14 protein-coding genes are annotated in these 11,660 nt (G+C 54.3%); 8 read left to right on the top strand and 6 right to left on the bottom strand.

The window, feature by feature from the left end:
* Window positions 1-2: 2 nt before the first annotated feature.
* The gene (locus ACI2JR_RS06325; protein ID WP_132728708.1) at window positions 3-1,247 is read right to left on the bottom strand and encodes a mechanosensitive ion channel family protein; all 1,245 of its coding nucleotides are present in this window, start codon (window positions 1,245-1,247) and stop codon (window positions 3-5) included.
* A gap of 77 nt (window positions 1,248-1,324) precedes the next feature.
* On the bottom strand, window positions 1,325-2,752 hold the full coding sequence (locus ACI2JR_RS06320) for an MFS transporter (RefSeq protein WP_132728710.1): 1,428 nt from the start codon (window positions 2,750-2,752) through the stop codon (window positions 1,325-1,327).
* Between the two features lie 109 nt (window positions 2,753-2,861).
* On the opposite strand from ACI2JR_RS06320, the gene ACI2JR_RS06315 reads away from it, so the two are divergent.
* The gene (locus ACI2JR_RS06315; protein ID WP_462478129.1) at window positions 2,862-3,731 is read left to right on the top strand and encodes a helix-turn-helix transcriptional regulator; all 870 of its coding nucleotides are present in this window, start codon (window positions 2,862-2,864) and stop codon (window positions 3,729-3,731) included.
* Window positions 3,732-3,763: 32 nt separating this feature from the next.
* On the opposite strand, the gene ACI2JR_RS06310 is transcribed toward ACI2JR_RS06315, so the two are convergent.
* Window positions 3,764-4,534 (bottom strand): DeoR/GlpR family DNA-binding transcription regulator, encoded by a 771-nt coding sequence (locus tag ACI2JR_RS06310; RefSeq protein WP_462478128.1) that lies wholly within the window; start codon window positions 4,532-4,534, stop codon window positions 3,764-3,766.
* 285 nt (window positions 4,535-4,819) lie between these two features.
* On the opposite strand from ACI2JR_RS06310, the gene ACI2JR_RS06305 reads away from it, so the two are divergent.
* The 7 genes from ACI2JR_RS06305 (at window position 4,820) to ACI2JR_RS06275 (ending at window position 9,839) form a co-directional block, all read left to right on the top strand.
* Window positions 4,820-5,554 (top strand): ribulose-phosphate 3-epimerase, encoded by a 735-nt coding sequence (locus tag ACI2JR_RS06305; protein WP_462478127.1) that lies wholly within the window; start codon window positions 4,820-4,822, stop codon window positions 5,552-5,554.
* Window positions 5,555-5,565: 11 nt separating this feature from the next.
* A complete protein-coding gene (hxlB, locus tag ACI2JR_RS06300; RefSeq protein WP_132728716.1) occupies window positions 5,566-6,123 on the top strand; it encodes a 6-phospho-3-hexuloisomerase in 558 nt (185 codons plus the stop codon).
* Between the two features lie 16 nt (window positions 6,124-6,139).
* The gene (locus ACI2JR_RS06295; RefSeq protein WP_462478126.1) at window positions 6,140-6,559 is read left to right on the top strand and encodes a PTS N'-diacetylchitobiose transporter subunit IIB; all 420 of its coding nucleotides are present in this window, start codon (window positions 6,140-6,142) and stop codon (window positions 6,557-6,559) included.
* Between the two features lies 1 nt (window position 6,560).
* On the top strand, window positions 6,561-7,034 hold the full coding sequence (locus ACI2JR_RS06290) for a PTS system mannose/fructose/N-acetylgalactosamine-transporter subunit IIB (protein WP_132728719.1): 474 nt from the start codon (window positions 6,561-6,563) through the stop codon (window positions 7,032-7,034).
* A gap of 10 nt (window positions 7,035-7,044) precedes the next feature.
* The gene (locus ACI2JR_RS06285) at window positions 7,045-7,842 is read left to right on the top strand and encodes a PTS mannose/fructose/sorbose transporter subunit IIC (RefSeq protein ID WP_462478125.1); all 798 of its coding nucleotides are present in this window, start codon (window positions 7,045-7,047) and stop codon (window positions 7,840-7,842) included.
* Between the two features lie 8 nt (window positions 7,843-7,850).
* The gene (manZ, locus tag ACI2JR_RS06280) at window positions 7,851-8,687 is read left to right on the top strand and encodes a PTS mannose transporter subunit IID (protein ID WP_462478124.1); all 837 of its coding nucleotides are present in this window, start codon (window positions 7,851-7,853) and stop codon (window positions 8,685-8,687) included.
* A 189-nt stretch (window positions 8,688-8,876) separates the two neighbouring features.
* Window positions 8,877-9,839, top strand: a complete 963-nt coding sequence (locus tag ACI2JR_RS06275; protein ID WP_462478187.1) for a DUF2157 domain-containing protein — start codon at window positions 8,877-8,879, stop codon at window positions 9,837-9,839.
* Here ACI2JR_RS06275 and nfsB read toward each other — a convergent pair.
* The 3 genes from nfsB to ACI2JR_RS06260 form a co-directional block, all read right to left on the bottom strand.
* Window positions 9,836-10,489 (bottom strand): oxygen-insensitive NAD(P)H nitroreductase, encoded by a 654-nt coding sequence (gene nfsB / locus ACI2JR_RS06270; protein ID WP_132728727.1) that lies wholly within the window; start codon window positions 10,487-10,489, stop codon window positions 9,836-9,838. The genes ACI2JR_RS06275 and nfsB overlap by 4 nt on opposite strands.
* A 128-nt stretch (window positions 10,490-10,617) precedes the next feature.
* Window positions 10,618-10,998 carry an MmcQ/YjbR family DNA-binding protein gene (locus ACI2JR_RS06265; RefSeq protein WP_132728729.1) on the bottom strand — a complete coding sequence of 127 codons (381 nt, stop codon included), beginning with the start codon at window positions 10,996-10,998 and terminating at the stop codon, window positions 10,618-10,620.
* Window positions 10,998-11,579 carry a TetR/AcrR family transcriptional regulator gene (locus ACI2JR_RS06260; RefSeq protein ID WP_132728731.1) on the bottom strand — a complete coding sequence of 194 codons (582 nt, stop codon included), beginning with the start codon at window positions 11,577-11,579 and terminating at the stop codon, window positions 10,998-11,000. Before ACI2JR_RS06260 ends, ACI2JR_RS06265 begins: the two co-directional genes overlap by 1 nt.
* Window positions 11,580-11,660: the final 81 nt, after the last annotated feature.

Genomic DNA, 11,660 nt, shown 5'->3' with positions numbered 1-11,660 from the left:
GATCAGCTGCTGACCGCGCCCGTCAGCGCACGAATATCGTTGCCGGTGGGGGATTGATGAATACGTAAACCGAATTCGTCGACCACCGCAAAAATGTGGTCGAAAATATCCGCCTGAATGCCCTCATATTCCGCCCACACCACCGTGTTGGTGAAGCAATAGATTTCAATCGGTAAACCGTTGGCATCCGGGGCCAGCTGGCGGACCATCATCGTCATATCTTTGCGCAGTCGCGGGTGGTTGCGTAAATACTCCTGCAAATAAGCGCGGAAGGTGCCGATATTAGTCATCTTACGCAAATTCAATACTGAACGATCCTCCGCGTGTTGCTGGTTCCATTCGCTAATTTCCTGATGGCGTGAATCCATATAAGGTTTGAGCAGCCGGGCCTGAATTAAACGCTGCTGTTCCTGTTCAGCAAGAAAATGAATACTGGTGGTATCAATATTCAGGCTGCGTTTTATACGGCGGCCGCCTGAGGCCGACATACCGCTCCAGTTTTTAAAGGAGTCGGACACCAGCGACCAGGTGGGAATGGTGGTAATGGTATTATCCCAGTTGCGGACTTTTACCGTGGTCAGGCCAATATCGATGACCGCGCCATCGGCGCCGTATTTCGGCATCTCCAGCCAGTCGCCGAGTTTCAGCATGTCGTTGGCTGAGAGCTGAATTCCGGCCACCAGGCCAAGAATCGGGTCTTTGAACACCAGCATCAGTACCGCAGCCATCGCCCCGAGGCCGCTGATCAGAATCGCCGGCGACTGGCCGATGAGTAAGGAGATCGCCAGAATGCCGACGATAATGGCGCTGACCAGCTTAACCCCCTGGAATATCCCTTTCAGCGGCAGCTGAGAGGCGCTGGCCAGCTTTTGCGATAAATTAAAGATCACATCGAGCAGCGAAAAGAACGACAGTAGGGCATATATCATGACCCACAGCTGGGCGCCGGTGGTTAATATATCCGCGGCTTCGCTACCTTTTTGTAACCACAGTACCGCCTGGACGTTAACGATAATCCCTTGCAGGGTAAAGGCCAGCCGGTGAAACAGTTTATTCTGCGTGATGATCTGCAACCACAAATGGTTGCTGGCCTGCGCGCGTTTTTCGAAGGTGCGCAATACCACTTTATGCAGAATGAAATGAATGACGATCGCCGTCAGTAAAATAATGCCGAAGATAATGATGAGTGAAGTAGTGGCGGTAATTTTGATGCCTGATGCGGCAATTTGCGATATTAATTCCTGCATAACGTCTCCTGTACATCCAGCGGTTATGATGACCGCTGGATGTATATTATGCAAATCAGACGTGACGCCAATGTGAATTACGAGGCGGTAGCCACCGGACGGATATTCAGATGATGACGCAGCCGCAGGGCAATGGCCCCTAAGAGCAGCATCATCCCTGCTTCGACGGCCAGAAAGTCGATCAGCGCCTGCGGATAGTCGCCGCCGCTGCGCTGGGCGAGGGTTAAAAACAGCGAACCCAGAATCGCCGGCCCCAGTCCTAACGTCGCCTGCTGGAGCGTGCTCAGAATGGCGCTCCCGGCTCCGGCATCGCAGGCGCTGATATCACGCATGCCGATGCGGTAGAAGCTATTGACGATCAGCGCCTGACCGTAGCCGATCAGCGCGGTAGAGGGCACCAGCGCCAGCGTAGAAGTATGGCTGGCGAAGTGATTGAAGGTCGCCATCAGCAGCAGCAAACCCGCTATCTGCACCACCAGACCCATCAGCAGAATGCGTCCCATACTGTAGCGGGCAATCAGCTTCGGCGCGTACAGCGCGGAGAGAAAATAGGCCACGCCAAGGGCGATAAAGCTGTTGCCCGACTGCCACGGCGCCATCCCCAGACCGGCCTGCATCGTCAGCGCCATGCAGAACATAAAACCCGACCAGGCGCTGAAGAACAGCAGGGCGATGGCCATCCCGAAGCGGATGCTGGTCAGCTTTAGCAGCCGTGGCGGCAGCAGCGGCTGTTCACCGCGCTGCTGTTTACGCAGGGCGCTTACCCGCATCCAGGCCAGCAGCGGCAGCACCGCCGCCAGCAGGATTTGTAACGACCATGGCCAGTGTAGCTCCGGGCCCAGCGCCATCGGAAACAGCAGACAGCAGAGGATCAGCGCCAGGCTAAAGGTGCCCTGCCAGTCGATGCGCGAATGCGCTTCGCGCCGGGTTTCCGGCACATAGCGCTGGCTAAAGCCCAGCACCAGCAGGCAGATCGGCACATTGATAAAGAAGGCGTTACGCCAGCCGAGGCCGGCGATATCCGCCGAGACCAGCCAGCCGCCGCCCATCTGCCCGACGATAAAGGCAATCCCGCCGATCCCGCCATACAGGCTGATGGCGCGCGCGTGGGCGCTCCCCTTCAGGGTGACGTGTAGGGTGGCGAGTATTTGCGGCACGATCAGCGCCGCCCCGGCCCCCTGCAGCGTACGCGCCGCCAGCAGCGCGTTGATGGAGTTCGCTATCCCGCACAGCAGGGAGGCGAGGCCAAAAAGCGCGACGCCCCACATAAACAGACGACGGCGGCCATAGTTGTCGCCAAGCTTGCTGCCCATCGCCAGACAGACGGCAAAAGAGACGCCGTAGAGGGCGACAATCAGCTCCAGTTGGGTAGCGTTGGCATTCAGCGAATGGGTGATCGAATCCAGCGCCACGTTGGTAATTGAGGTGTCGATCAGCGGTAGCATCTGGCCGGTCAACAGCAGGAGTAAACCGGCGCGGCCGGGTGAAACAGCAGACGAATTCATCGGATCTCTCCATTGCGTCATTCAGCGGATGGTCGTAGCATTACCGATAAATTAAACGGGTACCAGTTCCTGTCTATACTGGTATTGGTACTACCATGCTGGAGGGGATATGACGGGGATGCCGCAACGTGAATCGGGGCCGATCGCGCCCGATGATAGCCGCAAGCAGCTGGGAGCCTTTCTGCGCGCCCGGCGTGAAAGCCTCGATCCCCAGCGTCTGGGCCTGCCGCGGGTCGGGAGGCGGCGCACGCCCGGGCTGCGCCGCGAAGAGGTGGCGATGCTGGCGGACGTCGGCGTCACCTGGTACACCTGGCTGGAGCAGGGGCGGGAGGTCAATCCGTCAGAAGCGGTACTGGTGGGCGTGGCGAACGCGCTACAGTGCAGCCCGCTGGAGACGCGGCACCTGTTTGTGCTGGCCGGGCTGACGCCGCCGGAAACGCCCCAGATCACGGTCTGCGAGGGGATAAGCCCCGGAACCCGGCGGCTGCTCGATAGCCTGATGCCGCAGCCCGCCAGCATCCAGAAACCCAGCTTCGACATCGTGGCGTGGAACGACAGCTTTTGCCGCCTGATGGGCGTGGATTTCGCCGCGCTGGCCGAAGAAGATCGCAACTGTATTTATCTCTATCTGACTAATGATACCTGGCGCCGCCGCATCGAAAACCGCGATGTGCTGCCGACGTTTGTCTCCTACTTCCGCGCGGCGATGGCCGAGCACCGGGGCGATCCGCTGTGGGAAAATAAGCTGGCGCGCTTTTTCGCCGCCTCCGCCGAGTTTGAAGCGCTGTGGCACCAGCGGTATGAGGTGCGCGGCGTGGAAAATCAGGTCAAAAATTTCAACCATCCGCAGCTCGGGCGCTTCAGCCTGCAGCAGATGTACTGGTATTCCGCACCGCGCAACGGTTCGCGGCTGCTGGTCTATCTGCCGATGGATGAGGCCGGCGAGCGGGCGCTGGCATGGCTTGATCAGCAGGATTGAAGGGCATCGTGTTAAATCACGGAACGAGCCACTCAATCGACCACGATGACTTCCGTCAGTTTAGACAAATGGGTGAGCTCTTCTTCCGGGATGGCGCTATCGGTAATGAAGTAGTCTATTTCAGACCAATCGCAAAACTGGAATAGACCTGAGCTGGTGAATTTGGTGCTATCGCTCACCACCACCTTGAGGCGGGAGCTTTTTACCATCGCGGCCTTGATTTCCGCCTCCTCGTAAGAGGCCGTACAGGGGCCTGTACGATTTTTCAATCCATCCGTCCCCAGAAAGACAATATCCGCATTGATGGACTGATAAGCATGAATTCCCCACATGCCGACTAAGGCCAGACTATTTGGCCGTAGTTTTCCCCCGACCAGAAAAACGTCGTTATCCGTGCCGCTGAGCGGCTGGATGATATTGATCGCATTAGAAATAATGGTGAGTTTGCTTTTGCTCGTTAACGCTTTGGCAACGCACTGAACGGTGCTGCCGGTATCGAGAATCACCACGCCCCGATCGGGAATCAGTTGAATGGCGAGCTGGGCTATTTGATCCTTAAGCTGTAAATGTTCGGTATTCTTCTGCGCCAGGGGCTGTTCGATAGCCAGAATATTGCCAGAGGCAATCGCGCCACCGTGGCCTTTGGTTGCGATGCCTTTTTTATCAAGATAAATCAGATCCTTGCGAATCGTTTCCGTCGAGACACCGAACATTTCTGCGATTTTGCCAACCTTGACGCTACCTTCCGCAATCAGTATTTGCGCCAGCTTATTCCGTCTTTCAATGGTTAACGAATTTGCCATCTCTTACCCTTGTTGACCGCGTTAAAACCCAATGAATCCCAACCATGTCGCGCATAATACCATGCTTATTCGCCGTCTGCTTGCGGTCGGTTGGCAGGTAGCCTCTCCTGCCGACGGGCCTTGCAGAATGCTTTTCCGGCGGGGAAGCGCTTGCTGAGCGGATGTCCAGACCTCTCCATTTCTGTCTTTTCACAATGGATCACAATTTTATTAATTGTGATCCAGACGATACTTTGCGATCTCTGCGCTTGTTGTTGCGTTTGTTTGCGATGATATTGCGATTATATGTTGCGTTTTCTTGTGTTGTATTGCGAAAAAATAGGTGCAGGGGATAATGTGAACCGAAAAATATGGCTTTCTCCGTCAGTGATGTGTGCTGACTTAGCGGACTTAAAATCCTCAATACGTGAACTGGAATCCGTCCAGGTTGATGCGCTGCATATCGATATTATCGATGGCGCATTTAGCCCGGCAATGCCGCTGGGGCTGGATACGATTAAACGGTTAAGGGAATTGACCGACCTGGATTTTGATATTCATATCATGGCGTTAAATAATGAGTTTTTCGTCAAGAAAGTGCTGGATATTGGCGTGCAGCAAATCTCTTTTCATTATGAATCGAGTCTGCATGTTGAACGGTTACTCAATATGATCAGATCGCAGGGGGTTAAAGCCGGTATCGCGCTTAATCCGGCAACACCATTATCCGTGCTGGAGTATATTTTACCGCAGCTGGATAACGTCCTGCTGATGTTAATTAATCCGGGTTATGCCGATAATCAGAATGAGCAGCAGGTGAGTTACGCCATAGAGAAGACTCAACGCCTGGCTGAATATATCAGCAGGCTCGAACGTCGTCCTGCTATTCAGGTTGATGGCCGGGTTTCATTCTCCACCATTCCTCAACTGCTCGCCGCCGGAGCTGATAATCTGGTTCTTGGTAGCACCAGCCTGTATCGCTCTGGATATACGCTTGCGGAAAACCGAAAAGCGTTAGCCGATCTCATTTTAAATATGTAATGGAGTCTGCAATGGATTATCTTATCTCGGAACGTATTATTGTGCGGGAAATTAGTCAGACTCTTGAGAGAATCGATATTGAACAAGTCTCACAGCTTATTTTAGCTATAGAGAAAGCGGATAAGGTTTTTTTTGTCGGAGTCGGCAGGGTGCTACTTTCCTTACAGGCGATTGCTAAACGATGGTCCCATCTTGGCATCAATACTGTGGTTGTCGGGCAAATTACTGAACCGGCAATTACGGCTAATGACCTCTTGATAGTTGGTTCCGGAAGTGGCGAGACGCTTTTGCCACTGGGGGTTGCTAAAAAAGCGAAGGGTTTTGCGGCCACGGTCGTTCATATCGGGGCGAATCCGCAGAGTTCCATGCGGGAATACTGCGATCTGTTTGTGCGTATTCCCGTTCAGGGTAAGCAGCACTGCGACGATGAGATACCTTCGCAGCAGCCGATGACCAGCCTGTTTGAACAATCATTGCTGCTGCTGGGGGATACCATCGCGATGATGATGATTACAAAGAAACGGCTTGATATTCATAGTCTGTGGCAGTTTCACGCCAACCTGGAGTAATAAATCCGGAGATATTATGGCTATTTCAGTGGTGATAGTGACTCATGGTCGTAGCGCTGATGCATTATGCGAGACGGTACAAATGATTATTGGCGAACAGCATCAGCTTTTTGCCGTTGATTTTTTACCGGGTGAAAATATTGACTCCCTGGTGCAGAAGATAAAGAACTTAACACTCTCTGGCGCGGTGCTTTTTCTTGTCGTTTTTTCCGGAGGCAGCCCATTTAATGCTGCTGCTTTATATAGTAAATATATGACGCAATGTGAAGTCGTCACTGGCGTAAATATACCTATGCTGGTGAATATTTTAATCGAAAGGGATGGGGTGACAACGCTTGCGGTATTAGCTGAGCTGGCAAAGCAATCAGGCTCGGAGGGGATTATTCGGTTACGTACTGATTTTATTATTGCTGAGGCGGATGAAGAGGATTTATAACGTGAATATAGTACTGGCAAGAATTGACGATCGTTTTATTCATGGGCAAGTTGTTACCCGCTGGGTAAAATCTTTTCCCGCAGAACGTATTATCGTTGTTTCCGATATTATTGCGGCGGATGAAATGCGTAAAGCATTGTTGATTTCTGTTGCTCCTCCCGAAATGAAGGCCAGCGTCGTAACGGTAGATAAGATGATCCGCGCCTGGCATAGCGAAAAATATCGGGAGGCGACGGCGATTTTGCTTTTTGCCCGTCCCGGAGATGTGCTGCGCCTTGTTGAAGGCGGTGTGAAAATCGACAGCATCAACGTCGGCGGGATGATTTTTGAAGAAGGGCGACAGCAAATTACGCGTTCTGTCAGCGTGGCGCCGGACGATATTACCGCCTTCCGCCAGCTTAACGCGCGAGGGGTCAACCTTGAGCTTCGACAGCTGCCATCTGATAACCAGGTTAATTTAATGGACAAACTGTGAGGGGGGACTTATGGACACATGGCAAATTGTGGCGTTAGTGATCATCGCGGCCCTGGCAGGAATGGGGAGTGTACTGGATGAAGGGCAAACTCACCGCCCGCTGATCGCGTGTACGCTGGTTGGCCTCGTCCTGGGGGATATGACGACGGGAGTCATTCTTGGCGGTACGCTGGAGATGATGGCGCTCGGTTGGATGAATGTTGGCCTGGCCATGGCACCTGATACCGCGATCGCGTCGGTGATTGCCACTATTCTGGTGATTACCACCGGGCAGGGGGTCGGGGAGGGAATCGCGATCGCGGTTGCACTGGCGGCGGCCGGTCAGGTACTGACGATTTTTATTCGCACGATTACGGTCTTCTTTATTCACCGGGCGGATAAATATGCCGAGCGCGGCAGCACGCGTGGTATCGAGCTAATGCACGTCAGCGCGCTGGTGTTACAGGGCTTGCGCGTTGCGTTACCGACTCTGGCGGTGCTGATGATGAGCGTTGAAACGGTGCAGTCGATTTTAACCAATATCCCTCATGTGGTCACGCGTGGTTTGCAAATTGGTGGCGGTATCGTGGTCGTGGTGGGCTATGCGATGGTCATCAATATGATGAATGTGAAATATCTGATGCCGTTCTTTTTTGGCGGATTCCTGATTGCGGCGTTTACTTCCTTCAACCTGGTTGGTTTCGGCGGTATGGGGTTGGTGATTGCGCTGCTGTGGATGCAAATCCATCCGAAATATCAAATCAGAGTACCCGCGGTAGCCTCAGCGGCTCCGGCTACTGTCTCTGATGATGACGATCTCGATGCCTGAGGTGAATAATGCAAACTGATGAAATGAAAAAAACGCTGACCCGCGGCGATCTTCGCAGCATGTTCTGGCGATCCAATATTCTGCTTGGCTCATTTAACTTCGAACGTGCTCAGGCATTGGGGATCTGCTTTATTATGATTCCGGCGATTAAACGTCTTTATGGACCGGGGCCCGAACGTGCCGAGGCGTTGAAACGTCATCTGGAATGGTTTAATACCCAACCTTATGTCGCCTCGCCGATTCTGGGCGTCACCGCAGCGATGGAGGAAGAAAAATCGCATGGTGCCGCGATTACCGGCTCAGGGATTAGCGGGGTGAAGATTGGTCTGATGGGGCCATTTGCCGGCGTTGGCGATCCCATTTTTTGGGGAACGGTACGTCCGGTCCTCGCGGCTTTAGGGGCGTCAATCGCCCTGACCGGTAATGTTCTTGGGCCGATTTTATTCTTTGTCTTATTTAACCTGATTCGCCTGGCGCTGAAATACTATGGTCTCAATTACGGCTATCTGAAAGGGCGAGAAATCCTCAGTGAACTGGGCGGCAACCGTCTGCAAAAATTGACCGAGGGGGCATCGATTCTGGGGTTGTTTGTGATGGGGGCACTGGTGTGCAAATGGACAACGATCAATGTTCCCGTCGTGGTGTCAAAAATAACCGCGGCCGATGGACAGGTGGTCACAACCACGCTGCAAAACATTTTCGATCAGCTTTTACCTGGGGCGCTGCCGCTGATTTTGACGCTGTTTGTCGCATCACTATTACGCAGGAAAGTGAATGCCTTGCTGATGATTCTGGCGATTTTTATCCTGGGGGTTGCCGGCTATGCTGCCGGAGTTTTAGGTTAGCGTATTTTAGCGCCGCCATGGTGAATATTTGACCGGTCTGGTTCAACATGCCGCGGCGCTTTTTCCGTGTCATACTTACGCGATATTGCCGTAGGGATATGACGCCAGATGAAAGTCACTCGCCAGCAGGAAAAAGTTATTCGCCAGGCCTTGAGTCGCTGGCGGCAAGATAACGTCATTGATGAGCGGATGCTGCAGCATTTAAGCGCGCATTTAACTCGCTCTACCTTCGACTGGCAGCGCCTGAGCCGTTACGCTTTCTGGACCGCGCTGGCCTGCCTGCTGATTGCTCTGGCCAGTCTGTTCGCCGATAGCCAACTGATCGACTGGCTGGTGAGCCTGTTCAACGACTCGGCGCTGGCGCGTATCGCCCTGCCGGCGGTGATTGCTCTGGCCTGTTACCTGTGGGGGTTTCGCCGCCAGCGGCGAGAATCGTCGTGGCGCTACAGCAACGAGGCGATTTTGTTCACTGGCGTCGTGTTTACCGCGCTGGCGCTTTGGCAGCTCGGCGAGCGGCTCGATAACGGCAGCGGCCATATCGCTCCGTTATTCCTCGCGGGCTGTGCGATTTACGGCGCTATCGGCTTCGTTGCCCGTTCCGGGCTGGTGTGGCTATTTTTCCTGCTGGCGCTCGGCAACTGGTTTGGGGCGGAAACCGGCTATGTCTCGGGGTGGGGCGCTTACTGGCTGGGCATGAGCTATCCGATTCGCTTCGTGCTGTTTGGCGGCGCGCTGCTGGCACTTTGTTTTGCGCTACAAAAGCGGCTGCGGCAGCGTCGGCTGTTTACCGTCAGTAAAGCCATGGGTCTGACCTATCTGTTTATTGCGCTATGGATTCTGTCGATTTTTGGCAATTTCGATCCCGATAGCGGCTACAGCCTCTCGCAAATGTCGCTGCTGCCGTGGGCATTGTTATTTGGCGTGGCGGCGGGAATCTGTATTTATATCAGTCTGAAAACCGATGACGGAATGCTTCGCGGTTTTGGCCTGACCTTCCTCGCCCTAAACCTCTACACCCGCTTCTTCGAATATTTCTGGGGGAGCATGCATAAGGTGGTGTTCTTCCTGATTCTGGCAGTGTCGCTGGCCGTGCTTGGCCGCTACGCGGAAAGAATCTGGCACGCCGGCGAGCGGCGTGCCCAGGGAGATTAAATCTCGGTAATGGTCGTCGCCTGCGGCAGGCGTGATTTCGGCAGGGCGGCGTTGAAATCTTCAACGCTGTGATGGCCGACCGGAACGACTACCAGGCTGGTATAGCCCTGCGCGTTCAGGTCGAACTCCGCATCGAGGATCGCGAAATCGACCCCTTCGATCGGTACCGCATCCAGCCCCATCGCCGCCACGCCCAGCAGGAAGTTACCGACGTTCAGGTATACCTGCTTCGCCATCCACTGACTGTCGTCATGCAGATCTTTGCGGTGCATATCGGCAAAGAACAGGCGGCCTTTATGGTTAGCGGCTTTGGCTTCCGGGGTGGCAAAACGCCCGTCGGCCTCTTCCTGGTCTACCACACGCTCCAGCCAGGCGTCATCGAGAGCGGTTTTGGCACAGAAAACCACGACGTGAGAAGCATCAAGGATTTTACGTTCGTTGAAAACATAGGTGCCGCTGGCGGCTTTTGCGACCCGCGCTTTTCCTTCATCCGTGCTGGCGACGATAAAGTGCCATGGCTGCGAGTTGGTGCTCGACGGGCTGAACTGCAGCAGCGTTTTCAGGTTCGCCGCTTCTTCAGCCGTCAGCTTTTTGCTGGCATCAAAGGCTTTCGTGGAGTGACGTTTTAAGGCAACGGAGACGATATCCATAACTGTTCCTCACGGTTTATTCTCTGGATAATATGTGCTTACAGCCGTTACGGCTGCGTTGAGTGGGGGAAGAGTACAGCGAAGGCAGGGAAATGATAAGAGACAAAAATGCGATAACACTTATCGCGCTAACCTGAAAATCTCTCCGGGCGCAGCCGCAGCTGAACTTTTTTCGCCAGTTTGTTCACCACCTGATTCCAGGAATCATCGATCAGCTCAGCCAGCAGGTCTTCGCTGATATCGTCGCCGGGCACGACGGTAATCCAGTGCTTTTTATTCATGTGGTAGCCGGGCTCAATGCTGCGGTAAATCTCCCGATTCAGCAGCGACTTTTGCGGGTCGGCCTTCAGATTGACCAGCGCCCGGCCGCGAAGAGTCATGGTGAGCATAAAAATGCGCCCGCCGACTTTAAACACGTCGTACTCCGGGCCAAACGGCCAGCAGTGCTCGGTAAACGGATATGCCAGCGCGATGCGGTGAGCGCTGGCGTGCAGCGAGGCGCGATCCATCAGGCGACCTGCTCGTGGAGCGCCTGCCACATGCTTTCAAAACCCAGGGCGATCAGCTCGCGGGCGCGCTCGGGATCGTGGCTGGCGAATTCGATGGTGGTTTCCGCCAGCGAAAGAAACAGCGCATCGCCAAAGGCGCGGTAGGCATCGCTCTGAAAAATCTCTTTGACCGACAGCTGGCACATTTCGTTGAGCTCGGGAAACATCTCTTTGACCCGGGTACGGGTTTCGTCGGTGATCCTTTCGCTCAACGCCATCCGGCGGATCGCTTTGTGCTCCATCGGGTGGTGAATGCCCCAGTCGATATAGCTGTGCCAGATGTTACGGGCGTTCTCTTTGGGCCGCTTTTCGTTTGGCGTCAGCCGGGACACCATGGCTTGCACTAATCCGGACTTGATTGTGAGGTACAGTTCGTTGAGCAACTCATCCTTGGTGGCGAAATAACGGAACAGCGTCCCCTCGGCGACCCCGGCGCTGCGGGCAATCGCCGACGTTGAGGCGGCGATACCTGATTGGGCAAAGGCGGCGGTTGCGGCCTCCAGTAACGCTTGCTTTTTATCTTCACTCTTAGGACGAGCCACTGCATTTTACCTCACGCGAAATGAAACCCCGATCTAACCATGCCTGGGGACGGCACTGCAACGGTGGATGTCAAAATTTGA

It is taken from the genome of Klebsiella sp. NPDC088457, assembly GCF_044900465.1.
Classification (GTDB): Bacteria; Pseudomonadota; Gammaproteobacteria; order Enterobacterales; family Enterobacteriaceae; genus Klebsiella.
Note: the sequence above shows the minus strand (reverse complement) of the source record. Positions and strands in the feature narration are given on the sequence as shown.